20 protein-coding genes are annotated in these 25701 nt (G+C 64.9%); 7 read left to right on the top strand and 13 right to left on the bottom strand.

The window, feature by feature from the left end; genetic code table 11:
• Window positions 1-59: 59 nt before the first annotated feature.
• Both AC0L20_RS10770 and AC0L20_RS10765 read right to left on the bottom strand, forming a co-directional pair.
• Window positions 60-1271 (bottom strand): ABC transporter substrate-binding protein, encoded by a 1212-nt coding sequence (locus AC0L20_RS10770; protein ID WP_473288495.1) that lies wholly within the window; start codon window positions 1269-1271, stop codon window positions 60-62.
• 44 nt (window positions 1272-1315) lie between these two features.
• Complete coding sequence (locus tag AC0L20_RS10765) at window positions 1316-2536, bottom strand: cytochrome P450 (protein WP_473288494.1); 1221 nt, start codon at window positions 2534-2536, stop codon at window positions 1316-1318.
• Between the two features lie 83 nt (window positions 2537-2619).
• Between AC0L20_RS10765 and AC0L20_RS10760 the strand changes: the two genes are divergently transcribed.
• Window positions 2620-3126: a MarR family winged helix-turn-helix transcriptional regulator gene (locus tag AC0L20_RS10760; RefSeq protein WP_473288493.1), complete on the top strand. Its 507-nt coding sequence runs from the start codon at window positions 2620-2622 to the stop codon at window positions 3124-3126.
• A 224-nt stretch (window positions 3127-3350) separates the two neighbouring features.
• On the opposite strand, the gene AC0L20_RS10755 is transcribed toward AC0L20_RS10760, so the two are convergent.
• Entirely contained in the window at window positions 3351-5201 is a 1851-nt protein-coding gene (locus AC0L20_RS10755; RefSeq protein ID WP_473288492.1) for a feruloyl-CoA synthase, read from the bottom strand.
• A 309-nt stretch (window positions 5202-5510) separates the two neighbouring features.
• On the opposite strand from AC0L20_RS10755, the gene atzF reads away from it, so the two are divergent.
• A complete protein-coding gene (gene atzF, locus AC0L20_RS10750; protein WP_473288520.1) occupies window positions 5511-7316 on the top strand; it encodes an allophanate hydrolase in 1806 nt (601 codons plus the stop codon).
• A gap of 122 nt (window positions 7317-7438) precedes the next feature.
• On the opposite strand, the gene AC0L20_RS10745 is transcribed toward atzF, so the two are convergent.
• The 10 genes from AC0L20_RS10745 to ugpB all read right to left on the bottom strand — a co-directional run bounded on the left by AC0L20_RS10745 (window position 7439) and on the right by ugpB (window position 18922).
• Entirely contained in the window at window positions 7439-8161 is a 723-nt protein-coding gene (locus AC0L20_RS10745) for a GntR family transcriptional regulator (protein ID WP_456767193.1), read from the bottom strand.
• Window positions 8162-8165: 4 nt separating this feature from the next.
• A complete protein-coding gene (hpxZ, locus tag AC0L20_RS10740) occupies window positions 8166-8558 on the bottom strand; it encodes an oxalurate catabolism protein HpxZ (protein WP_007597958.1) in 393 nt (130 codons plus the stop codon).
• 1 nt (window position 8559) lies between these two features.
• Window positions 8560-9957: an AtzE family amidohydrolase gene (locus AC0L20_RS10735; protein WP_473288491.1), complete on the bottom strand. Its 1398-nt coding sequence runs from the start codon at window positions 9955-9957 to the stop codon at window positions 8560-8562.
• A 7-nt stretch (window positions 9958-9964) separates the two neighbouring features.
• Window positions 9965-10144, bottom strand: a complete 180-nt coding sequence (locus AC0L20_RS10730; RefSeq protein ID WP_007615797.1) for a DUF4089 domain-containing protein — start codon at window positions 10142-10144, stop codon at window positions 9965-9967.
• 19 nt (window positions 10145-10163) lie between these two features.
• Window positions 10164-11921: a dipeptide ABC transporter ATP-binding protein gene (locus tag AC0L20_RS10725; RefSeq protein WP_473288490.1), complete on the bottom strand. Its 1758-nt coding sequence runs from the start codon at window positions 11919-11921 to the stop codon at window positions 10164-10166.
• Between the two features lie 289 nt (window positions 11922-12210).
• Window positions 12211-13110: an ABC transporter permease gene (locus AC0L20_RS10720; RefSeq protein ID WP_473288489.1), complete on the bottom strand. Its 900-nt coding sequence runs from the start codon at window positions 13108-13110 to the stop codon at window positions 12211-12213.
• Between the two features lie 9 nt (window positions 13111-13119).
• On the bottom strand, window positions 13120-14133 hold the full coding sequence (locus tag AC0L20_RS10715; RefSeq protein ID WP_018456013.1) for an ABC transporter permease: 1014 nt from the start codon (window positions 14131-14133) through the stop codon (window positions 13120-13122).
• A gap of 296 nt (window positions 14134-14429) precedes the next feature.
• A complete protein-coding gene (locus AC0L20_RS10710; protein WP_473288488.1) occupies window positions 14430-16052 on the bottom strand; it encodes an ABC transporter substrate-binding protein in 1623 nt (540 codons plus the stop codon).
• Between the two features lie 385 nt (window positions 16053-16437).
• A complete protein-coding gene (locus tag AC0L20_RS10705) occupies window positions 16438-17385 on the bottom strand; it encodes an aminoglycoside phosphotransferase family protein (protein WP_473288487.1) in 948 nt (315 codons plus the stop codon).
• Window positions 17386-17539: 154 nt separating this feature from the next.
• Entirely contained in the window at window positions 17540-18922 is a 1383-nt protein-coding gene (gene ugpB, locus AC0L20_RS10700; RefSeq protein ID WP_473288486.1) for a sn-glycerol-3-phosphate ABC transporter substrate-binding protein UgpB, read from the bottom strand.
• A gap of 143 nt (window positions 18923-19065) precedes the next feature.
• Here ugpB and AC0L20_RS10695 point away from each other — a divergent pair, with 143 nt between their 5' ends.
• The 5 genes from AC0L20_RS10695 to AC0L20_RS10675 all read left to right on the top strand — a co-directional run bounded on the left by AC0L20_RS10695 (window position 19066) and on the right by AC0L20_RS10675 (window position 25627).
• Window positions 19066-20061, top strand: a complete 996-nt coding sequence (locus tag AC0L20_RS10695; RefSeq protein ID WP_473288485.1) for a TRAP transporter substrate-binding protein — start codon at window positions 19066-19068, stop codon at window positions 20059-20061.
• A gap of 54 nt (window positions 20062-20115) precedes the next feature.
• Window positions 20116-22146, top strand: coding sequence for a sensor histidine kinase (locus tag AC0L20_RS10690; protein WP_473288519.1), 2031 nt, complete (start codon window positions 20116-20118; stop codon window positions 22144-22146).
• Window positions 22116-23861, top strand: coding sequence for an ATP-binding response regulator (locus AC0L20_RS10685; RefSeq protein ID WP_473288484.1), 1746 nt, complete (start codon window positions 22116-22118; stop codon window positions 23859-23861). The genes AC0L20_RS10690 and AC0L20_RS10685 overlap by 31 nt, the downstream gene beginning before the upstream one ends.
• Window positions 23862-23871: 10 nt before the next feature.
• On the top strand, window positions 23872-24606 hold the full coding sequence (locus AC0L20_RS10680) for a response regulator (protein WP_007597984.1): 735 nt from the start codon (window positions 23872-23874) through the stop codon (window positions 24604-24606).
• Window positions 24607-25015: 409 nt separating this feature from the next.
• Window positions 25016-25627, top strand: coding sequence for a sigma-70 family RNA polymerase sigma factor (locus AC0L20_RS10675; protein ID WP_018456005.1), 612 nt, complete (start codon window positions 25016-25018; stop codon window positions 25625-25627).
• Window positions 25628-25701 lie beyond the last annotated feature (74 nt).

Here is a 25701-nt window from a genome sequence, read left to right as displayed (position 1 = left end):
TCGCTTCGCGAAGCCACCCTCTCCCGCAAGGGGAGAGGGTGCAGCAGCGCTCGCCGCCTCTACTTCACCAACTCACACCCACCCTCAGCCATCGGCCGAAACGCCTGCTCCGCGGGAATCGTCGAAACCAGCTTGTAATAGTCATACGGATATTTCGACTCCTCCGGCTTCTTCACCTCGAACAGATACATGGGATGCACCACGCGGCCGTCCTGGCGGATCGCGGTGTCGCCGAACAGCTTGTCCTTGCCCTTGAACTTCTTCATCTCGGGCACGGCGTCCTTGGCATTGTCGCTGCCGGTGGCGGCGACCGCGTTGAGATAAGCGAGCGTGGACGCATAGACTCCGGCCTGGTTGCCGCTCGGCATCTTGCCGTTCATGCCGGGCCGCGCCGCGAAGCGCTTGGCGAAGGCGCGGGTGTCGTCGTTCATGTCCCAATAGAAGGCTTCCATGAGCTGAAGCCCTTGCGCGACCTTGATACCCATACCGTGGACGTCGTTGATGAAGAGCAGGAAGGCGACGAGCCTCTGCCCGCCCTGCTGGATGCCGAACTCGGCGGCCTGCTTCACGGCATTGATGGTGTCGCCACCGGCATTGGCAAGTCCGATCACCTGCGCCTTCGAGCCTTGCGCCTGCAACAGGAACGAGGCGAAGTCGGAGGTACCGAGCGGATGTTTGCTTGATCCGATCACCTTGCCGCCATGGGCCTCGATGTATTTCTGGGCCTCGGCCTCGATGCCCTTGCCGAGCGCGAAATCGACCGTGAGGAAGTACCACTCCTTACCGCCACGCGACATCATCGCGGCTGCCGTGGTGTTGCCGGTCGCCCAGACGTCGTTGACCCATTGGATGGTGTTGGGCGAGCAGGCCTTGCCCGTGAGATCGGAGCTCGCGGTGGATGATGCGAGAAAGGTCATGCGGCTGTCGCGCAGCAGCGTGTTGATGGAGAGACCGACGGCCGAGTTCGGCACATCGACGATGGCGTCGACGCCCTCGACATCAAGCCATTTGCGCGCGATGGCGTTGCCGACGTCGGCCTTGTTCTGGTGATCGGCGTAGACGATGTCGACCTTGATGCCCTTGCCGCCGCCGTTGAAATCCTCGGCGGCCATGCGCGCGGCCTCGACCGAGCCCATGCCGTTGGTGTCCTGGAAGATGCCGGAGATGTCGTTGAGCACGCCGACGCGCACGACATTGTCGGAGATCTCGGCATTTGCCGCGCCGCCAATCAGGCTCGCGGCCAGCGCAAGCGTCCATTTCAAGTTCTTCATTGTTCCCTCCCCTGTCGTATTTGTTGTTTTCGATGCCGGTAGCGTCAGGCCGGCGTGATGCTCACAGGCAGGCTGTCGAGCCCGCGCAGCGTGTTGTTGAAGCGGCGCTGTGGCTTGCCCGTGATCTCGATCTTCGCGATCCGGCGGGCCAACGCCGCGAGCATTGTCTCGCCTTCGAGCCGTGCGACCAGCTGGCCGACGCACATGTGAATACCCGAGCCATAGCCAACATGGCCGGAGGTGCGGCGGGTGATGTCGTAGCTGTCAGGCTTGTCCCAGCGCCGCGGATCGCGATTGGCAGCCGCCAGAAACATCAACACCTTCTCGCCCTCACCGATGGTCGCGCCCGACAGTTCAACCTCGCGCGTTGTCGTGCGGAAGAAGGTCTGCACCGGGCTTTCAAAACGAACGGCCTCCTCGAAAGCGTTGCGCGCCAGTGTGGGATCGCCACGCAGGCGCTGCCACTGCTCCGGAAAGCGCGCCAGGCAATACACCGCAGCACCGATGCCGTTGACGGTGGTGTCGAGTCCCGCCGACAGCAGCGAACGCACCAGCAACGGTGCTTCCGTGGCGGTGATGGCGCCCTCGTCGACATGGGCGTGGATGCAGGCGCCGATGCCGCCGGGCGTGAGGTTGTCCCGCTGGCACTGATCGGTGACGTAAGCCTGGTGCGGCGCCGAACGCGCGATCGCTTCCTGGCGCAGCTCGTTCGGCGGGCCGAAGGCGTTGAACACGACACTCGCGTAGGGAATCAGATGTTCGCGGCCCTCCGGCTTCAGCCCGAGCGCATCCGGGAAGATCGACAGCGGATAGGCTTCGGCGAGGTCCGTGACCGCGTCAAAACTGCGCTTCTCCAGCAGCACGTCAACCCGCTGCTCGGCCGCGGCGGCAAAGCGGTCGCGGAGCCCTTTCATCACGGTCGGGGACAGCACTTTCGACAGCACCGCGCGGGTCCGCGAATGCGCGGGCGGATCGGCTTCGAGGATCAGGCTCGGCGGCCGCCACGGCGTCTCCTTCTTGAAGTCGGAAAGGCCGACGCCGCGGCTGGAGCAGAACGTCGAGGGATCATTCAGCACGGCATGGACCTCGGCATAGCGCGCCACGCCATAAACGCCCCACTTGTCGAGATAGACGACAGGTCCCGCCTCCCGCAGCAGCTCATGCGTGGGATAGGGATCGGCGAAAAAATCCATTGCGAAGGGATCGACGTCGAGATGCGGGACGGCCGACGAACCGCTAATTTCCGGGGAGCTGGAAGCGCTCATGGATGTCCTCCCTCATTTTGATCTTGTGAAAGGGCGGCGCTTACCCTTAGGTCTTCGGACACGCCGCGAGACAGAATCCCGATATGCCGCCGTCTTCGACCAGAGCCCGCCAAAAACCTGCGCCCGCCGAGACGGGACCGACGCTCGATCTCGACCGCTACGTCCCCGCGTTCATCACCTTCATCGCCAACAAGCTCTCGAACAGCGCCACTGCGTTCTATCAGCGGCAGTTCGGCGTCAACGTCACCGAATGGCGGATCATGTCGCTGCTGGCGATCGAGCCCGGCATTCCCGCCTCGCGCATCTGCCACGTCATCGGTTTCGACAAGGGCCCGGTGAGCCGGACACTGGCCGGCTTGGAAAAGCGAGGGCTGATCTCGATCCGCACCGATCCCAACGACGGGCGCACCCATTCGATCTCGCTGACCGCCAAGGGCCGCGCCATCCATGACAAGGTGATCGTCGCCGCATTCGAGCGCGAACGGCGCCTGTTGTCGTGCCTGGACAAGGACGAGCGCGAGGTGCTGATCGACCTGTTGCGCCGCCTGCACGAAAATCTCGGCGCGGTGACCGGCGGCACCGAGACCTGACGGGGCACGCGCGGTACGCGGACCTCTGTCATCTCCAGGCATGCGCCGGCATTCGCCCGCGGCACCCTCTCTGCCGAGCATTGCTCCCTCCGATCCGACGCGGCGGTTCCTTCCGCCGTCATCCTAGTCTGGAACGGTTCGCACAAATTAGTTGCTTAGGCAACAAAAGAATCATGCAGGATAGTGCGGCAGGTTTGCTGGCCTAACGGCGAGCTGTTCAACTGCTACAGACCGATCCACTCACCCGAGACATTGTCATCCAACCGCGCCAGCGCATCCGCCCGCCGCGTCAGCACGGCACGCTGGTTGATGTAGCCCTTGTCGGTGATCTCGCCGCCGTCCACCGACGGCGGCTCGGCGAGCAGCAGCGCACGCGTGGCGTGGCCGGAGGAGTTGGCGCCGTGTTGCTTGAGCTTCGCCAGACCCTGCGCGATCGCGGCTCTGACCTTGTCATGCGCGAGCATTTCGTTCACGTCCGCGGTCTCGGGCAAGCCGGCATGCGCGCGGCACGCAGCGATGTTCGGAAATACCAGGAAGCGCACCTCGTCGCCGCCATGGCCGGTGACGACGATGTCCTGCGCGAGCGGCGTCAGCGCGGCGATGCCGGCGACGCGCAGCGTGCCGACATTGACCCAGGTGCCGGAATTGAGCTTGAAGTCCTCCGCAACGCGGCCGTCGAAGAACAGGCCGCGCTCAGGCCGGTTCGCATCGGCGAACTTCACGGCGTCACCAATGAGATAAAATCCCTCGTGGTCAAAAGCCTGCCTGGTCAGCTCCGGCGCGTTCAGGTAACCCGGCGTGACGTTGGGGCCGCGCACGCGCACCTCCAGCTTGTCGCCGGAGGTGACGAGCTTCAATTCGGTGCCGGGTATGGGCACGCCGATATTGCCCGAGCGCTCCGCGAGGAAATGGCAGTCGGTGGCCAGCGGCGACGTCTCGGTCGAGCCCCACGCCGAGACCATCGGCATCGCGCGGCCAACGGTCTTGACGGAGAGTTCTTCCAGCGCGTCCCAGAGATTCTGCGGCAGCGCAGCCCCTGCGTAGAACGCGAATTTCACCTCGCTGAAGAAGCGGCGACACAGCTCCTCGTCTGCGCGCAGCGCCGTGATCAACATGTCGAAGCCGCGCGGCACGTTGAAATAGACCGTCGGCATCACGCTTCTGAGATTGGCGAGCGACGTCGCAAACAGGCCGGGCGCCGGCTTCCCGCCGTCGATATAGAGCGAGCCGCCATTGCGCAGCACGAGATTGAAATTGTGGTTGGCGCCGAACGTGTGGCTCCAGGGCAGCCAGTCGAGAATGACGAGATCGTCGCGCCCCTGTTCGAGAAAGGTCCAGGTCTGCGCCTTCGCTTGCTGGCTGGAGGTCAACATGCGCTGGGTGTTGATCACGGCTTTCGGCGTGCCGGTCGAGCCCGAGGTGAACAGGAATTTTGCGATGGTGTCCGGTGTGACAGCGGCGAAGGCTCTTGCGACGTCCGCCGTCTCAGGCGTCGCCGCAACGGTGCGAAAGGCGAGCGCATCGGCGTCGCTCGCGTTGCCGCTGATGACCTGCGCACGATGCAGCGGCTTGATCGCGGCCAGCGCCGCCGCAAACGGCTTGGTCGCGGAGACATAGATCGCGCCGGGCTCCAGCAACGAGATCATGCTCCTGAGCTTGTCAAAATCCTTCGAAATCAGCGAATAGGCTGGCGAGATCGCGGCCGAGGGCACGCCGACATGCTGGGCCGCGAGCGCAAGCAGCGCATGGTCGATACTGTTATCGGATAGGATCACGAGCGGGCGTTCGGCGCCGAGTCCTTGCGCCACAATCCACGACGCCGCCGCGCGGACTCTCCGCAAGGCCCCCGCGTAGGTCATGGTAGCCCAGGGCGTATCGGCGCTGTCACGCTCAGCGAGGAAGACCGTGTCGGGCTTTTGCCGGGCCCATTGCTCCAGCCAGTCGCCGACACAGCGCGCGCCATCGCGCAAGGGGTCGGGCGAGCGCAGCACGATGCTGCCGTCGGCGCGATGCTCGGCAACGGTTTGGGGTGTTGCAAACAAGATTGAAGCATCACCGCGTGGGGCGGCTGTCATGGTTTCCTCCTCGCCCGGAAGCCGGGATCGGCCGCAGCCTCGTCACGGACCGCGTTGGCCGGCATGTTGGCCACGACAATTGTTGGGGCGCAAGTTCGGGGCCCGGTGATCTGCCTATTATTTGCGCAAATGCTCGTAACGGGGCGCTGACACGCAGGCCCGCCGGCGCTCGAAATATCCCACAAGGCACTGATCTCTCGGTAATATCCGGAACACTTGTCCTGCCCGGATTCTGTACACAATGGCACATCGCTTGCTTCGATCGGGGTGAAGAGACGTAGCCGGAGATTTGTCGCCATGAAGGCTGAAATGGGGGCTGAGCAGCCTGAAACGATCGCCGCGATCGTGGCCGCGCATCGCGCGGGCACGCTCACGCCGGCGCAGACGGTCGCGCGCACCTATCAGCGCATCCGCGACCACAATGATCCCGCCGTCTTCATCAGCCTGCGCGACGAAAAGGACGCGATCGCCGAGGCCGAGAAGCTCGCCACCAAGGAAGCCGCCACCCTGCCGCTCTATGGCGTGCCGGTCGTGGTAAAGGACAATATCGACGCGCTGGGATTTCCGACCACCGCTGCGTGCCCGGCTTTCTCGTACACCCCGACACATGACTCGACCGCGGTTGCGCGGCTGCGCGCCGCCGGCGCCATCATCATCGGCAAGACCAATCTCGACCAGTTCGCGACCGGCCTTGTCGGTGTGCGCTCGCCCTACGGCATCCCCAGAAACGCGATCCGCGAGGACCTCATTCCCGGCGGATCAAGCTCGGGATCGGCCACCGCCGTCGGCGCCGGGCTGGTGCCACTGTCGCTCGGCACCGACACCGCCGGCTCAGGCCGCGTGCCGGCGATGCTCAACAACATCGTCGGGCTCAAGCCGAGCCTCGGCATGATCTCGACTGCCGGCCTGGTGCCGGCCTGCCGGACGCTCGACTGCATCTCGGTATTCGCTTTGACGGTCGACGACGCCGCGCTCGCACTGTCGGTGATGGCAGGTCCCGATCAGGCCGATCCGTTCTCGCGCGACCGGCCGCTTGGCGCGATCACCCCGCTCCCGGCAAACCTGCGCCTGGGCGTGCCGCGCACCGGACAGCTGATCTTCTTCGGCGACAAGAAGGCGGAAGCGGCTTACGCCGAGGCGTTGAAGCGCTGGACCGCGCTTGGCGCAACGCTCGTCGAGTTCGACCTCGAGCCGTTCTATGAGACAGCCCGACTGCTCTACGAGGGACCGTGGGTCACGGAGCGCTATCTCGTGATCCGCGACCTGCTCGCGTCCGCGCCGGATGCCATCCATCCGGTGACGCGCGAGATCACCGCGGCCGGTGCGCGGTTGACGGCGGCGGACACCTTCTCCGCGCTCTATCGCCTGCAGGGCCTGCGCAAGATCGCCGAACGCACCTTCACCAATATCGACGCGCTGGTGCTGCCGACGGCGCCGACGGCCTATACGACCGCGCAGGTGCTGGCCAATCCGATCGAACTCAACAGCCGGCTCGGCACCTATACCAATTTTGTCAATCTGCTCGACCTCTGCGGTCTCGCGCTGCCGGCGGCGATGCGTGCCGACGGCATCCCGTTCGGCATTACGCTCCTCGCACCCACCGGCCACGACGCGCTGCTCGCGAGCATCGGGCGCGTGTTTCACGCGGATACCAAATTGACGCTTGGCGCAAAGGGCGTGGCGCAAGCTGCGCTGGCGCCGCTTGCCGTCGATAGCAGCGATGAGATTCCGATCGCGGTGGTCGGTGCGCACCTCTCCGGCATGGCGCTGAACGGCGAACTGAAAGCGCTGAACGGTCAGCTGATCGAGGCAACCAGGACCGCGGCGGACTACAAGCTCTACGCATTGAAGACCACGCCGCCGAAGCCGGGCATGCTGCGCGTCGAAGCCGGCAAGGGCGCGTCGATCGAGCTGGAGATCTGGTCGCTGTCGTCGTCCGCCTTCGGCAAGTTCGTCAACGCGATTCCTGCGCCGATGGCGATCGGCACCGTGCGGCTGGCGGATGGCCGCAGCGTGAAGGGATTTCTCGTCGAGCCGGAGGTGCTGGGCGAGGCGCGAGATATCACGGCGTATGGTGGCTGGCGGAAGTATATGGCGGAGAAGGCGACGGCGTAGCTCCATCTCCTCATGGTGAGGAGGCGCGCAAGCGCCGTCTCGAACCATGAAGGCCCCGCGGCTTCATCTCGGCCTTCCATCCTTCGAGACGCGGCCTTCGGCCGCTCCTCAGGATGAGGGACTCACACCGACACCGCGTAGATCTCGTACTCCCCGCGCACCAGCTCGATATGCGCACGCATCGCGGCGGCGGCGCCCTGCTTGTCGCCGCGCATGATGGCGACGACGACGCGGTCGTGCTCGGCCTGCGATTTTGCCAATCGGCCAAGGTTGCGGAACTGGGCGCGGCGGAACGGCTGCACGCGCACGCGCGTCGCCAGCGTGATCTCGGCGATGTAGCCGTTCTGCGATCCCGCATAGATCGCATTGTGGAAACGCTCGTTGACCTCATGGAAGCGATCAGGATTGCCGGCGTAGCTCAACACCCGCAGCTCTTCGTGGATGGCTTCCAGGCCGTGGCGCTCAGTGGCGGACATGCGCTCGGCGGCAAGACCCGCACAGAGCGCCTCAAGCTCCGCCATGGCCTCGAACATGCCCGTCAGCCGTTCGAACGAAGGCTGCGCCACCACCGCGCCGCGATGGGCGCGCGCTTCGACCAGGCCGCTTGCCACGAGCTGGCGCAGTGCTTCCCGCACCGGCGTGCGCGAAACGCTGAAGCGGCGCGCGATGTCGGTCTCGTCGAGCGGCGCACCGGGCGGCAGAGCTCCGCGCACGATCTCGTCGGCGAGCTGCAGGCGCAGCTCCTCGGCGCGCGTGACCTTGTGCGCTGATGGCGACGCCCGGTCGACACGCGGCACCGCCGGTTCGGCCGGCAGCGTTCCGGGCGGAAGATCGTCAAGCGTCATACGGTCAGGTCTCTTTCGACTCGTCGATGATGCTGACATGGGCGGCGACGACGCGCCAGCCCTCCGGGAATTTTACCCAGGTCTGCATCTGCCGGCCGACCTTGCCCGGCATCGTGTCGCGATAGAACAGGGTGGAGGCGACGGCGGTGTCGCGGCCATAGCTCGTGATCACGGTTTTCGCGGTACGGCGATTGAGGCCGACCGGCGAGCGCCCGGCGCGAAAGCCAGAGATCGCTTCATAGCCGTAGAGGTTCTCGCCGATGCCATAGCGCAGCGTGCGGGGATCGTTGCGGAAGAGCTCGCCGAGCACTGCGACGTCGTTGGTGATCAGGGCCTGCTCGTAGCGGTCGAACGCGGCTTTGACGTCCGCGATCACGTCGGGGAGATCGATCTCCATCTCAAAATCCTTTTGGGCCGGGCGCGGCGGCGACGCCCATCTTCTCCAAGGCGTAAGCGACGCGTAGCGCGATGTCCTCGCGCCATGGCGCGGCGATGATCTGCACGCCGATCGGCAGCGGCTCGAGCGGCACCGGCACGGCGACCACGGGCAGGCCGATGAAGGAAATCGGCTGGGTGTGGATGCCGATATTGGCGCGCACCGGCAGCTCGAGGCCACCAAGATTGAAATTGACCTGGCCGAGTTTTGGCGCGGTGCATGGCGTCGCCGGTGCAATCAGCACGTCGACGGATTTGAAAATCTCCGCGAGCTGCGCGCGATACCAGCGGCGGAATTTTTGCGCGCGGTCGACCAGCGGGGCCGGCACCATGGCGCCCGCGATCAGCCGGTCGCGCACGGCGGGATCGAAATCGTTCGGCCGCTTGCGCAGCCGATCGAGATGCAGCGAGGCGCCCTCGGTGGTGGTGATGACGTAGGCCGCCGCGCGGGCACGCGCGGCTTCGGGCACCTCTACCACGCGCGTTGCGCCCAGCGCCTTGGCGACGCGACTGACTGCTTCGATAGCTTCCGGAAACAGGTTCTGCTGGAAGTAGCCGCCGGCGATCGCGATGCGCAAGTCCGAAACCGGATTGGCAAGCAGCGGTGTCGTCGGCTCCAGACCACGTGTGGTGGTGCATGCGGCATCGTCGGCATCCGGCCCCTGCATCGCGTCGTAGGCCAGCGCGAGATCGGTGACGGAGCGCGCGAACGGTCCGAGATGATCGAGGCTCGCGACGAACGGGAAGGAGCGCGCCCGCGAGAGCCGGCCATAGGTCGGCTTCAGGCCGAAGATGCCGCAGAACGAGGACGGCACGCGGATCGAACCATTGGTGTCGGAGCCGAGCGCGATCGGCACCAGCGCGCCGCCGACGGCACTGCCCGAACCGCCCGAGGAGCCGCCGCTCATCCGCGTGATGTCATGCGGATTGCGCGAGGGACCGTCATGGACGTTCTCCCCGGTGAAGTCGTAGGCGTATTCGCCCATGTTGAGCGCACCGACCAGCACGGCGCCGGCCGCTTCCATGCGCTCGATCAGCGTGGCATCGCGCGTGGCGAGTGCGCGATCGCGGTTGATCTTCGAGCCTGCCCGCGTGGCGAGGCCCGCGACGTCGAACAAATTCTTCACCGCGAAGGGCACGCCGGCGAGCGGACCGACGGTCTTGCCGGCGGCGATATCGGCATCGATCGCGCGCGCTTTGGCACGGGCGCGATCGGCGGTGACGTCAGTGAACGCATTGAGGATGGTGTCGTGCTGGTTGATGCGCGCAAGCGCTGCTTCGGTCGCATCGAGCGCGGACATCTTGCGGCCCGCAACCGCGCTCGCGATCTCGGAGGCCGTCATCTCTGGCTTGGTCGTCATGGCGGCATCAGACCGTGAACACGGGCGCCGGCTCGGTCTCGTCCGGCAGCGCGAATTCGTCGACGAGGCGGCCGAGCCGCAGCGAGACCTCGAGATTGGCGCGAATGGACGACCTCCAGGCCTCCTCGACGGGCAACGCCAACGCTTTGGTGACAGCGTCGATATAATCGTCCAGCGGTTCGGCCATCACGCTCCCAAACAAGCTCTCAGTGTGCGCCCAGTGTCTGCAGCGGCGGGTGCGGGATCGCCGTCAGCAGCTCCTTGGTGTAGTCGTCCTGCGGATCGCTCAAGACCCGCTCGGAAGACCCTTCCTCGACGATTCGACCCGACCGCATGACAATGACACGATCGCACAGCAAGCGCACTACGTTCAAATCATGCGAGACGAACAGATAACTCATACCTAGCCGCGCCTTGAGGTCCTGGAGCAGATTGAGGACCACGGCCTGGACCGAAACGTCGAGCGCGGCGGTCGGCTCGTCCAGGATGACGAGTTTCGGGTGCAGGGCGATGGCGCGGGCAATGCCGACGCGGGCCTTCTGGCCGCCCGACAATTGGTGCGGGAAGCGATCCAGCAGGTTGAGTGGCAGGCCCACCATGGTGGCGAGCTCCTCGCAGCGGGTGCGGAGCGCGTCGCGCCCTCTGATGTCACCGAGCTGCATGATGGGATCGGCAATGGCGCGCACGGCGGTGAAGCGCGGGTTGAGGCTGTCGGTCGGGTCCTGGAACACCATCTGGATGCGGCTGCGCTGCGGCAGGCGGGCAAAGCCGGAGGGCGGGATGGCGCCGATGTCCTCGCCGTCGAACTGAATCAGGCCGGAGGTCTGGTCGAGCAGCCGCATCACCATCATCGACGTGGTCGATTTGCCGCAGCCGGACTCGCCGACCAGGCCGACGCTCTCGCCGTGACCGACCGAGAAGCTGATGCCGTCGACCGCGCGGAACACATCGGGCTCGACCGGCGGCTTGCGGCCGAACAATTTCCCGAGCGTCGCGGTCGCGCCCTGACGGGGATATTCCTTGACCAGCTTGTCGATGAGGAGAAGGGGCGTCTTCTCCCTCTCCCCGTCCTTCACGGGGAGAGGGTTGGGGTGAGGGGCTGCTTCCGCAGACACGGTGCTGGGAGAGGCAAGAGTCTCTTCCTCCGGCAACAGATCTCGCAGGCTCACGCCGAGCCGCGGCGTCGCGCGCATCAGCTTCTTCGTGTAGGGGTGCTGCGGGTTGGCGAAGATGTCGGCGGCTTTCGCAGTTTCGACGACCCGGCCCTTTTCCATCACCACGACGCGGTCGCAATAGGCGGCGGCGAGGCCGAGGTCATGCGTGATCAGGATGGTGGACATCGCCTTGCGCTTGGTCAGCTCGACGATGAGGTCCATCACCGCCTTCTGCGTGGTGACGTCCAATCCTGTCGTAGGCTCGTCCGCGATCAAAAGCTGCGGATTGCAGGCGAGCGCGAGCGCGATGACGACGCGCTGGCACATGCCGCCGGACAGTTCGAACGGATAGGCGTGATAGCGCTCGCGCGGGCGGGCGATCTTGACCTGCTCCAGCGCCTCGATCGCCTTCTCGCCACGGTCCGAAACCATGGCCTGCTGCACGTGGGTGCGCAGCACGTCCTCGATCTGGTCGCCAACTTTCCGGATCGGGTTGAGCGCGGCGCGCGGGTTCTGGAAGATCATCGAGACTTCGCGGCCGCGCAAATCGCGCATCTGGTCTTCGGTCGCGGCCTTGACGTCGATGCCCGAGAACATCACCGAGCCTTCGGCGATCCTGCCTGCACGGTCGAGGATGCGCATCACCGCATACGACGTCACCGATTTACCGGAGCCGGACTCGCCGACGATGGCCAGCGTCTCGCCCTTGGCGACGGAGATGTTGACGTGCTGCACCGCTTTGACGATGCCGCGGCGGGTGGTGAATTCGACGGTGAGGTCCTGGACGTCGAGCAGGGGCTGGGCGGTCATGGATGCCTCCCAAACAAAAACATCGAAAACAACCCCATGCACAGTAGAATGGCGTTGATTTCATTAGAGAATTTCGAGCGAAAATTCGCGTGTGAGGCGGGCACAAGCCTATCGCTCCCTCGCCCCGTGCTTACGGGGAGAGGGTTGGGGTGAGGGGCCTCTATCCGCGCAAACGATTGCGAGAGGAGTTCGCGGAGAGCCCCCCTCACCCGGTCCGCTAGCGCGGCCCGGCCTCTCCCCGCACGCGGGGAGAGGCGAAGGACGGCACCAGCTTCGAACAATCCCGCCATCACGTCCTCCGCTGGGGGTCGACGATGTCGCGCAGGCCATCGCCGAGGAGGTTGAAGCAGAACACGGCGATCATCAAAGCGAGGCCCGGGAATAGCGCGATCCACCATTCGCCTGACACCATGAAGCCGGCGCCTTCGGCGACCATGATGCCCCATTCCGCCGTCGGCGGACGGACGCCGAGGCCGATGAACGAGAGACCGGCGGCATTGAGGATGGCGTAGCCCATCGTCAGCGACATCTGCACGATCATGATCGGCATGATGTTCGGCAGGATATGCACCAGAAGAATGCGGAATTCGCCGTTGCCGGACAGCCGCGCCGCCTGCACGAAGCCGGCGTTGCGGCGGACATTCGCTTCGGCGCGCGCGACGCGGGCATAGAGCGGGAAGTTCACGATGGCTGTGGCCAGGATGATGTTCTGCACGGTATTGCCGAGCGCGGCGACGATGCCCATGGCGAGCACGAACAGCGGGAACGCCATGATGGTGTCGGCGATGCGGCCGACGATGCGATCGGTCCAGCCGCCGAAATAGCCGGCCGCGATGCCGGCGAGCCCGCCCATCAGAAACACCAGCACGACGGAGGCGACCGCAATGAACGTATCGAGCCGCGTCGCCACCACGACCCGGCTGAAGATGTCGCGGCCCAATTGGTCGGTTCCGAACCAGTGTGCGGCCGAGGGCGGCTTGAGCGACGCCGCAGTGTCGGAGGCCAGCGGGTCATACGGCACCACATAGGGGCCGAAGATCGCGGCAAGGAGGATCACGATCAGCAGCCCGAAGGCAAAACCCGTGACCTTATTCTCGCCGAGCACGTAACGGGTCTGTTCGAGGAGCGCGACGAACCCTGACGTCCGTGCGGGACCGACAGGTTCAACAGCAGGCGCAACGGAGCTCATTGTGTCCCCCTACCCTTCCAGCCGCACGCGCGGATCGATCACGCCGTACAAAATGTCGATCACGAGATTGAGCAGCACGTACATCACCGCCATGGTCAGCACGAAACCCTGCACCGGCGCGAAGTCCGACGAGATCAGCGCTTCCACGGCGTAAGAGCCGATGCCGGGCCAGGCGAACACTTTTTCCACCAGCACGTTGGCGCCGAGCAGGAAGGAGAACACCATGCTCAACGTGGTGATGACGGGGAGCATCGCGTTGCGGAAGGCGTAGGTGACGATGACGGTCGCCGGCGACAGGCCGCTGGCGCGCGCGGTGCGAACGAATTCCGACGACAGCACCGCCAGCATCGAGGCGCGCGTCATGCGCGCGATCGGCGCCAGCGAGAAGATCGCAAGCGTCGTCGCCGGCAGGATGAGCTGGCTGCATGCCGAACGGAACGCCTCGAAGTCGCGCGCGATCAGGGTGTCGATCAGATAGAAGCCCGTCACCGTCGGCGGCGCGCTGTAGAACACATCGAGCCGGCCGAGCGGCGCGGGCGACCAACCGAGCCGGAAATAGAAGACATAGACCAGCACGAGACCTGTGAAGAACACCGGCAGCGAGACGCCGGCCGTCGTCGTGACACGACAGAGATGATCGACCCATGAGCCCGGCCGCGTTGCCGCCAGCACGCCGAGGGGAATGGCGATGACGACCGAGACGATGAGGCCGAGCAGCGTCAACTCGGCGGAGGCCGGCAGGCGGTTGCGGATCTCGGCTGCGACCGGCTGGCCCGTGGTGAGCGAATTGCCGAAATCGCCATGGGCGAGATCGTTGGTGTAGCGGAAGAACTGTTCGATCAGCGGCTTGTCGAGGCCGAGTTTTTTCCGGATCTGCTCGACGGCTTCTTTCGTTGCGGCGGGCCCTGCGAAATACGCGGCGGGATCGCCCGGCAGTGCGCGGGTCAGCAGGAAGGTGACGATGACGACCCCGATCAGCGAGGGAATCGCGAACATCAGGCGCTTGCCGATCATGGTCAGCATGATGGGGCACTCCAGGAGGATGAAACGCTCTCGCTGATCCGCGAGAGCGTCGCCGCGCCCCCTCTCCCACGCAACCGGGGTCTACCCCGGTTGCGCATTGGTGATTGGCGCAAGTCGGGCAGGCGCGACTTGCGACGGGGGAGGGTTGGGGTGAGGGGTAGCCCCAAGCGAGGTTGGAGTTCGTGGCTACCCCTCACCCTGCCCCTCTCCCACAAGGGGAGAGGGAATGAGAGAGCGGTGGCCGCCTCACTCAGAAAGAGAGTCGACGACGCGACCATCTCGCCCGCCATCCCCCCTCACCCCTTCGCCATCGCGCGATAATCCAGTCGCCGGTGGAACCAGTATTGGTAGCCGCTGATGTTCTTCTGCATCGCGACGTTGACGAAGGGCTGGTACAGCGGGATGCGCGGGATGTCGCTGTAGGCGAGGTCGACGAAGCCCTTCACGTCGGTGTCGTAGGTCGCGGTGTCGCCGGTCGCGGCGGCTGCGCGTGCGCCGTCGATCAGCTTGTCCATCGCCGCCGACTTGTAGCTCATGGTGTTGAAGACGGAATTATTGCCGTGATAGCACCAGTAGAAGAAGTATTCGGGGTAATCGAGCCAACCCGAGAACACGTTGGTGAAGAGCGGCATCTCCTTCTTGTTCAACTCGGTGCGCCAGTTGGCGCCGGGCACCTTGTTGATGGTGGTCTTGATGCCGATCTGGGCCAGGCTCTCCTGCACCAGCACGCAGAGCGGCTCGTTGACGCCGGCGAAGTTGAGGTCGAACGAGATCGTGGTCTCGAAGCCGTTGGCGTATCCGGCCTCGGCCAGCAGCGCTTTCGCCTTGTCCATGTCGGTGTTGTATTTATGCGGCTGCGGCCAGGCGACTTCGGTCGGCTTGTCCTTGGCAGCCCCGAACATGGGATTGGCCAGCCCGAACATCACGGCGTCCATGATCTTCTGATAGGGAATCGCGTAGGCGACCGCCTGACGCACTTTGGGATTGTCGAACGGCGGCTTGGTCACGTTCATCCCGATATACTGGATGCCGTTGGAGAACGGCAGCGACACCACGTTGAGCTTGCCGCTCGCCTTCATCTCCTGGAAATCCTTGAACGGCAGCTCGTAGGAGATGTCGGCGTCGCCGCGCTCCAGCAGCGCGCGGCGATTGCCGGCCTGCGGCACCATGCGCCAGATCACGCGCTTGATCTTCGGCAAGGGGCCACCGACCCAGTCGTCGTTGCGCTCCATCACGACTTCGGTGCCGGCGGTCCACTTCGTCACCTTGTAGGCGCCGGAGCCGGCGGTCTGCTGCTTGGTGTACTCAAGACCCCACGGATCCTTCTCGCTGGCGTTCTTCTTCACCAGTTCGGAATTGATGATGCAGGGCACGATCACCGCGAGATCGGGGATCGTCAGCTTGTCCTTCTTCAGGAAGTCGACACGCACCGTGTAGTCGTCGATCACGACGAACTGCTCAGGCTTGGTCAGCGAGCCCGCGCTCATCTGGAAGGTGGGGAAGCCGCCGACGCTGACGGCGCGGTCGAGCGACCACTTCACGTCCTTGGCGGTGACAGGCGCGCCGTCGTGGAATTTGGCGTTCTTCTTCAGCTTGAAGGTGACCGACATGTCGTCGATCTTGAAGCTCTCGGCGAGCTCGCCCTTGAACTTGTCGCGGTCGTAATAGGGCACGCCGCCGGGGCCGGTCTTCATCTCGTGGCTGAGCAGGCGGTCGTAGCAATTCCAGGACACCTCATAGCCGGGCACGTTGGTGCCGACGCCGTGGATATCGAGATTATTGGGGCCACCTTCCGAGACGATCAGCAGCGTCTCCGAGCGCGCATCAGCATAGGCGGACGAGACCACGGACGGCATGGCCGGAAGCGCCGCGCCTGCGGCCAATCCGGAAACGGACTTGAGGAAATCGCGGCGCTTCATGAAATGGCTCCAACACAAAGTTTTCTGGTTGGAACTGGATTCGCAAGGTTCGTGCCAAGGCTTAATGAGAGTTTAAACCGGAATAAGCCTCTGAAATGCTTAAGGGAAACAGCCATCGGTCGGGCCGTCGATCAAACGCCAAGTCTTGGGGCATTGCATACAAAGATGCGCATTTGCTCATAAAATGAGCTGAATGAAGTCTCGCTTGTTTGGCAGGCGGCTTATTGAACCGCCGTCGTCCTGGCGAAAGCCAGGACCCATTACCCCAGGGAAAAGTTGCGGCGCGAAGCTGGCAACCACGAGTCTTCGCAAAACACCTCCCTCGGGTAATGGGTCCTGAATCGCGCTGCGCTTGTCCAGGACGACGGCGGGGGATCGCCGGCGATCACCCCGGCCAGATCAGGTCCTGAAGTTCGACCAGATCGCCGGCCTTGTCCTGCCAGCCCTCGATGCAGATGTGGCTGTTGAGGTCGCTGGCGCGATGCAGCAGCATCAGTGCCATCAGGCGGCGCTTGAGCGCGTAGTCCGGCTTCGCATAGCCAAAACCTTCGAGCAGGTTGCGCACGCGACCCGGCCGGCCCGCTGCCATGAAGGCGCTGGGGCCGAGCAGATCGTAGTCGCGCCAGCCCGCCAGCACGTCGCCGAAGTCGAACAGGCCGGCGAGCGACCATTGATCGTCGTTGCAGGTGAGCAGGAAGTTCTCCGGAATATATTCGCCGATCAGGATCACCGGCGGCGCATCCATCGGAATGAGCGCGGCCGCATCACGCAGGAGATCGTCAAGGCCGGCGAGGAATTTCGGCGCAAGGCCGAGACGCGTGTGCCGCGCGCGGCACGCTTGCATCTGGGCGCGCATGAAGTCTCCCCAGCGCGGCTCGATCTGCGCGAGCGGGCCGAGTGGGGCGCGCTGCACGGCCGCGATGGTCTCGCCGATCTGGCGCAGCACGCGCTCCTTCTGCGCTTCCGCCAGTTGCGGCCAGACCTCCGAGCCGAGCGTGCCGGCAAGGCGTGTGATGATTAGATAAGGCCAGCCGTCGCGCTCGCCTTCCGCGACGATCTCGGGGATCGGCAGATTGAGGCGGCCGGCAAGCTGGGCCAGCGAGCCGCGCTCGGAGATGAATTGCGCACGGAGCAGCGGCGGGAAGATTTTCAGGATCAGGCGATCGCCGAGCCCGACCACGAGATTGGTGCCGGTGGCAAACACGTGCGGCGCGCTGGCATCGAGACCGTGGCTGCGGACGATGTCGATGGCGATCGGCAGCCATCGCGATGGGTCGGCGCGAAAGGCGCGAAAGCTTGTTGACTCGGTGAAGTGGGGGAGTGGCATCGACATCGTAACCTAACTGTAGTTGAGCTCGTCATGCCCGGGCTTGTCCCGGGCATCCACGTTCTTCGTGCTGCGGCTTAGGCGTGGATGGCCGGGACAAGCCCGGCCATGACGCTGTGGAACGGTCTTGCGCCCTACCGCCGAGCGACCATCCCGCCCCCTACCTGTCCGGGCTAGCGCGCTCGAACTGGCGCAGGATCTTGTTGCCGCGTTCGACCGCGGCATCGAGCGCGGCTTGCGCGCTCTTGCGGCCGGCAAAGGCCTGCTCCAGCTCGTCCTCGATTGCGCCGCGGATCAGCACGAAGGAGCCGAGCCGGATGCCCTTGGAATTCTCCGTCGGCGGATGCAGCGTGATCTCTTCGAACGACATCGCCGAGCCCGGATTGCGCTCGTAAAAACCTTGCGCGCGCGTCAGCTCGAAGGCGGCGCGGGTGACAGGCAGATAGCCGGTGTTCTGGTGCCAGGCGGCCTGCACGCCGGGCTGCGACAGATAGGCGAAGAACCGCGCCACGCCCTTGTATTCCTCGCGGGGCCGGTCGCGCAGCACCCACAGCGTGGCGCCGCCGATGATCGAATTCTGCGGCGCGCCCTTCACGTCGGGCCAATACGGCATCATGCCGTAACCGATCTCGAACTTCGAATTGGCCTTGATGTCGGCGCGCGTCGCCGAGGAGCCGATGAAGATGCCGCATTCGCCGTTCTGGAAGCGCGGCTCCGCCGACTGGCCGCGGCCGCTATAGTCGAACACTTTGGTCTTCTGCCACTCGCTGAGCTCGGCGACATGACGCACGAGAGACGGATTGTTGATGGTCAACTCCGCATCGAGCGCGGCGAAGCCGTTGGTCCGCGTCGCCAGCGGCAGATTATGGAAGGCTGAGAAATTCTCGACATGGATCCAGGACGGCCAGGACGTGGTGAAGCCGCACGCAGCGCCGCGATCGCGCAGGCGTTTTGCAGCAGCACCGAGCTCCGGCCAGGTCTTCGGCGGCGCCTCCGGATCGAGCCCTGCGTCGCGGAACATGGTCTTGTTGTAATAGAGAATCGGCGTCGACGAATTGAACGGGAACGATAAGAGATTGCCGGCCGCATCGGTGTAGTAGCCGGAGACCGCGGGAAGGTAGTCATTGAGCGAGAACGGCTCGTTCATGTCCCGCATCAGGCTGAACACGGGATAGATCGCGCCCTTGGCCGCGGTCATGGTGGCGGTGGCGACCTCGTTGACCTGGACGATCGCGGGCTGGCTGCGCGAGCGGAAGGCGAAGATCGCGGCCGTCACCGTCTCGGTGTAACTGCCCTTGTAAGTCGGCACGACGCGATAATCCGGCTGCGAGGCGTTGAAGTCGGAGGCGAGCTTCTCGAGCTGGCGGCCGAGCTCGCCGGACATGGCGTGCCACCACGCGATGTCGGTCGCGGCCTGCACCGGCGCGGCCAAGGAGAGGGCCGCAAGGGCGGCAACGAGCTGCAAGAAGCGCAATGCTGAAATCACGATGGCTCTTTCCGTATCGCGCGACGACGGCGACCGTCCCTGCTTAAGGCGCGGCATTTGCGGTTTCAACCGGGAATGAGCCCCGGCCGCGACGCACAATCACGCCGAAGCCCCGGGCGGGATGGCCTTCCCCCGTCCATCTGCTAGATTGCATTGAACCTTTTGCTCCCGCCATAGACTCCACCACTGAGGGGTTGAGTGTGCCAGTGTTGAACCGTGCCGAACGCTCGCGGACCGGGGTGGTTTTCGTCGCGCTTCTGATCGCCATCTGGGCGACGGGAGCCGCTGCGCGGGAATTCCGCGCCGCCGACACCCAGACCGAGGATTATCCGACCGTGCAGGCGCTGCGCTACATGGGCGCCCTGATCGCCGAGCGCAGCGGCGGCCGGCACGAGGTCAAGGTGTTCCACTCCCGCCAGCTCGGCGAGGAGAAGGAGACCATCGAGCAGACCCGGGTCGGCGCGATCGATCTCAACCGGACCAATGTGGCGCTGATCGGCAACTTCGTCCCGGCGATGAACGTGCTGGCGATGCCGTTCCTGTTCCGGTCCATCGAGCACATGCAGAAGGTGCTGGACGGGCCGGTCGGCAGCGAGATCCTCGGCAGCTTCGAGCCCTACGGCTTCGTTGGCCTCGCCTTCTACGATTCCGGCGCGCGGTCGATCTACAACGGCGCCCGCCCGGTCAGGAACGTCGCCGACCTCAAGGGATTGCGGATCCGGGTGCAGCAGTCGGAGTTGATGAGCCAGATGATCCGCGCGCTCGGCGCGGAGCCGGTCGAGATGCCCTATGGGCAGGTGCTTGCCGGGCTTGCCAACCATCTGATCGACGGCGCCGAGAACAACTGGCCCTCCTACGTGACGACGGACCATTACAAGCATGCCGGCTATCTCGCCCTCACCGAGCACACGATGAGCCCCGAAGTGCTGGTGATCTCGCTAAAGGCCTGGAAAAGCCTCTCGGTCGACGACCAGACCATCTTCCGGGAAGCCGCGCAGCGCTCCAGCCGGTTCATGCGCGAGAAATGGCGCGACCTCGAGGAGCAGTCGCAGCGCAAGGCGGAAGCAGCGGGCGTCACCATCGTCAGGGATATCGACCGCAAGCCGTTCGAGGACGCGATGGTCGCGATCTACGCCAAGGCCGGGCAAGATCCGGTCGCGGCCGCGCTGATCGAACGCATTCGCAAGGTGGAGTGAAGCCTCTTGCCCGGGCTTGGACACAGCGAGCATGCAGACAGGTCGCCCGGCCCGATGGGGCGGCTGCGCGCGCGGCTGGTCGGCGTGCTCCGGGCGGTGCCGATCCGCTGGCGCATCCTGTCGATCGCGGCGCTGAACTCCGCCGTGGTCATCGTGCTGGTCGGGCTGATCTGGAACGGCTCGCAGGTGCTCGGCTCGGCCTGGGACGACGTGCGCCAGGTGCGCGAATCCGACCGCATCCTGGCTCTGCTCGAAAGCGAGACCGGGCGGCTGCACAATCTGATCCACCGCTACATCAACCAGCCGAGCCCCGATCTGTTCGCCGAGATCCTGCTGCTGCGCGAGGCGGTGCTGGGGACGCTGGCCAACCGTGCCGCCAAGGACCCGATGCTGTCGGGTTCGGTCGAGGAGCTGGAGCGCACCACCGACCGCTTCCTCAACGGCTTCGGCGAGCTGCGCGGCGTGCAGGCCACCATCGCGAAGACCTATGAAGATCAGGTGCAGGGACCGGCCAGGGACATGGCCGGGCTTTACTCCATCATCGAAGGCGCCACCGGCCACCGCGACGCGCTGATCTGGCCCTCGCTGGGCAAGTCGCGCGAGGCCTTCACCGCGATGCTGGTCGCGGCCAATTCCTACTATCTGTCGCTATCATCGGGTGCGGCCGACGACGCCCGCCGCAACACCGAGACCATCGAGAAGACCATCCCCGTGATGATCGATCTCGCCGACAACGACCTCCAGCGCATGGCGCTGCGACGGCTGGCGGCCCGGACCGCCGCGCTACGCGAGGGCTTCGCAAAGCTCTCCGAGCAGCTCACGAACCGTACCGAGCTGCTGCGCAACACCATCGACGCCAACCAGGCCGAGGCGATCGGCGCCATCGACGATCTCTCCACCAAGATGCGCCAGCGCGAGCAGAAGGCACAGGAGACGTTCGACCGCACGCTGGCGGACATTTCCCGCCGTGTTCTTTCCATCGCCGTGATCTTCCTCGGCATCATCCTCACCGCCGGCGTGCTGATCGCGCTGTCGATCCGGCTGCCGCTGCAGCAGATCATGGCGGCGATGCGCGCGATCACGCTCGGCGACCTCGGCCGCGAGGTGCAGGGCACGCGCGCGCGCGACGAAGTCGGGGCCATGGCGCGCGCAGTGGAAGTATTCCGCGAAAACGCGATCGCGAAGCGCGAGACCGAGGACGAGCTGCGTGCGTCCAAGGAAAAGGCCGAGAGCGCGCTGCTCGAGCTCAATGCCGCGCAGCAGAATCTGATCGATGCCGAGAGGCTTGCAGCCCTCGGCGGCCTCGTCGCCGGCGTCGCGCACGAGGTCAACAATCCGATCGGCATCAGCCTCACCGTTGCGTCGAGCTTTGCCCGGCGCACCGAGATCTTCGAGGCCCAGCTCAAGGGCGACGGCGGCCTGCGCCGCTCGCAGCTGGAAGAATTCGTGCAGTCCTCGCGCGACGCCTCGCAGCAACTCGTCGCCAATCTCCAGCGCGCCGGCGAACTGATCCAGTCGTTCAAGCAGGTCGCGGTCGACCGCTCCCATGCCGAGCGGCGGCCATTCTCACTGAGCGAAGCCACCGACCAGATCATCGCGAGTCTGCGCCCGGTGCTGAAGCGGTCGCCGATCACGCTCCATGTCGACATGCCCGAGGGGCTGCTGCTCGACGGCTATCCCGGCTCATACGGCCAGATCCTGACCAATTTGTTCCTCAATGCCGCCAACCACGCCTTTGCCGACGGCCGCGCCGGCACGATCACGATCTCGGCGCGGCCCCGCGGGGCCGACGACGTCGAGATCATCTTCACCGATGACGGGGCCGGCATGACCTCCGACGTGCAGCGCCAGGCCTTTGACCCATTCTTTACCACCAGGCGCAATGAAGGTGGCACGGGACTCGGCCTCCATATCGTCTATAACCTCGTCACCCAGCAGCTCGGCGGTCGCATGATGCTGGAATCCAAGCTGGGACAAGGCACCACTTTTCGCATTATCATGCCCCGGGTCGCCAAAGGCGGCGGGCAAAGCACAGAGACTGACGGGACTTCTCAATGGCCGAACAGGACGATGTCCTCCACCTGATCGACGACACCGGTACCGCATCGGAGGATGTTGACGCCCGGAAATGGAAGATCGCCGTCATCGACGACGATCCGGCCGTGCATGACGGCACGCGTTTTGCGCTGTCCGACTACAACCTCAACGGCCAGGGCCTGGAGATCCTCTCCGCCCATTCCGCGGCCGAAGGTCGCAAGCTGATGGCCGCGCATAACGACATCGCCGCCGTGCTGCTCGACGTCATCATGGAGACTGATGTCGCCGGCCTCGAGCTGGTCGAGTACATCCGCAACGAGCTCAAGAACGAGACCGTGCGCATCATCCTGCGCACCGGACAGCCCGGCCAGGCGCCCGAGCGGCGCGTGATCGTGCAGTACGACATCAACGACTACAAGGCCAAGACCGAGCTCACCGCCGACAAGCTGTTCACCTCGCTGACCGCGGCGCTGCGCTCCTACCAGCAGCTCGAGCGCATGCTGCAGACAAGGCGCGGGCTCGAGATCATCATCGACGCGGCTTCCACGCTGTACGATTTCAAGTCGATGCAGCGGCTCGCCGAGGGCGTGCTGACCCAGCTTGCCTCGCTGCTCAACGTCGATTGCGCCGGCATCCTGGTCCTGCGCGACAATGGCGGCCTCGACCCCGAGCTCTCGGTGCTCGCCGGCAGCGGCTGCTACAGCCGCTTCATCGGCACGACCTCGTCGAAGGCGCTCGACCCCGATCTGCGCGCGATGGTGGAAGCCGCTTTCCAGGGCCGCAAGAACGAATTCGCCGACCACCGCAGCGTGATCTATTTGCGCACCGGAAGCGGCCGCGAGGTCGTGGTGCTGCTGCAGGCCGAGCGCGAGCTGTCCGAGACCGACCGCTCGCTGGTCGAGATCTTCTCCAGCCGGCTCTCGATCGCCTTCGACAACGTCATCCTCTACCAGCAGCTCCAGGCCGCCAACACCCAGCTGGAAGACCGCGTCGCCCAGCGCACCCGCGCGCTGATGCAGGCCAACCGCCGGCTCTCGGCGCAATGGCTGCGGCTGCAGCGCGCCAACGGCTTCAAGAACGAAATTCTCGGCACCGTCGCCCACGATCTGAAGAACCCGCTCGGCGTCATCCTCGGCCGCACCGAGATGCTGAAGGAGCTGATCTCGACCGGCGCGTCGTCAGGCGGCGTGGTCGCCCAGGTCGATCACATCCGCGATGCGACCAAGCGCCTGACCACGATGGTCGATCATCTGATCTCGGACGCCATGGCCGACGCCTTCGACATCACCATCCGCCGCGAGCCGGTCGACGTCGCGGCCCTGGTCAAGGAAGTCGCCGAGGCCAACCAGCCGCTCGCCGTCAACAAGCAGCAGGCGATCAGCGTCACCGCGCCCGTCAACATCGTCACCATGTGCGACACCGACCGCATCCGCGAGGCGATCGACAACCTCATCAGCAACGCCATCAAATACTCGCCGATCGGCGGCAAGATCGGCGTCATCGTCAGCCATGAAGGCGGCGACACCATCGTCCGCGTCAGCGACGAGGGCGCCGGCCTGTCGCCGGAGGACCTCGGCCGCCTGTTCGGCCGGTTCCAGCGGCTGTCGGCAAAACCGACCGCCGGCGAGAGCTCGACCGGGCTTGGGTTGTCCATCGTCAAGCGTATTATCGACATGCATGGCGGCGAGGTGACCGCCGAGAGCGAGGGCCCCGGCAAGGGCTCGACCTTCACCATCACCCTCCCCGCGACCGAAATTCCGTGATCTCAGGACCATGACCCAAAGCCAGCACATCATGATCGTCGACGACGAGGCCCCGGCCCGGGAGATGGTCGGCGATTACCTCAAGATGCACGGCTTCACCGTGACGCTGTGCGACGGCGGCAAGTCGTTGCGCACGGCGATCGACGGCAGCATGCCCGACCTCGTCGTGCTCGACCTCAACATGCCTGAGGAAGACGGGCTCTCGATCATCCGCGACCTCAAGAGCCGCATCAACGTGCCGGTGATCATGCTGACGGCGACGGCGAGCCCGATCGACCGCGTCGTCGGCCTCGAGCTCGGCGCCGACGATTACGTGGCCAAGCCGTGCGAGCTGCGTGAGCTGATGGCGCGCATCCGCTCGGTGCTGCGCCGGAGCGCGCCGGCGAAAGCCGTGGCCGAAACGGCGGCTGCGAAATCGGACAAGGAGCAATTGGTACGGTTCGGGACGAAGTGGCTCGATCTCGAAGCGCAGGCCTTGCGCGACGACGAGGGCAACGAGCACCCGCTGACCGCATCCGAGTTCGGGCTCTTGAAGGTGTTCGCGGCTAATCCGAAGCGCGTGCTGTCGCGCGAGCGCCTGCTGGAATTGGCCAATGCGCGCGACGCCGAAGCCTTCGACCGCGCCGTCGATCTGCGCATCATGCGCATCCGCCGCAAGATCGAGCCCGATCCGGCAAAACCCGCCGTGATCCGCACCATCCGCGGCGGCGGCTATCTGTTCTCGCCGGCGGGCGAGAAGGCGTAGGGGCCATTGTCGTCCTGGCGAAAGCCAGGACCCATTACCCCGACGGGTCATTTGGGAGACGGCTGGTGATCGCCAGTTGTCGTCAAACTTCTCCCTGGGGTAATGGGTCCTGGATCGGCGCTCGCTTTGCTCGCTTGTCCAGGACGACACGGGGAGTGCGAACGCAAAAGCCCGAAATACGTTCCCGGCGCCTCCGCTCGTCGCCTAATCCCCACCCCCGTATTTTCCGTACATTGAAATTCCACGCTTTTTTGCCCCGAATGTTTCGTCGCGGCTAATTCGACGAAACAATTTGATGGCGCACGAAACCATTTTCCCCTTTTCGTGCAGACGTCCCGAAACGTTGGCTCATTAACACTTTGGTCGAAGGAAACGCCGCTCGGTTGCGGCGCTACGGGGAGCCAAGTCAATGCCGAACGTCATCGCCATCAACGCCCAAGCCAGCCAGAGCATCATTGCCGCTCAGGCGACCTCGGACGACATGCTTCTCGAAAGCATTGCCGACGGCAACCGGACGTCCATGCACATCCTTTATTGCCGGCACAATGTGCGCGTCTACCGCTTCATCCTGCGGATCGTGCGCGACGCCACCACGGCGGAAGACCTCGTCAGCCAGGTGTTTCTGGACGTGTGGCGGACCGCCGGCCAATTCCAGGGCCGCTCGCAGGTTTCGACCTGGCTGCTCTCGATCGCCCGCTTCAAGGCGCTGACCGCGATGCGTCAGCGCCGCTTCGAGGACATCGACCAGGAGGACGTGCGTCAGATCGCCGACGGTTGCGACACGCCGGAGACCTCGCTCGACCGCAGCGACACCAGCGCCATCCTGCGCGCCTGCGTTCAGAAGCTGTCGCCCGCGCATCGGGAAATCATCACCCTCGTCTACTACCATGAGAAGTCGGTGGAGGAGGTCGGACAGATCATCGGCATCCCGCAGAGCACGGTGAAGACCCGGATGTTCTACGCCCGCAAGCAACTCGCCGAATTGCTTAAGGGCTGCGGCGTCGAGCGATTCGCCGCCTGAAGCTCAAATATTTCAATGGGATAGGACATTTGTTTTGGTCCTGTCCCGGACACGGAAGTGTTACCGCCGACGAA

The organism is Bradyrhizobium sp. Kon58, from assembly GCF_055807455.1.
Note: the sequence above shows the minus strand (reverse complement) of the source record. Positions and strands in the feature narration are given on the sequence as shown.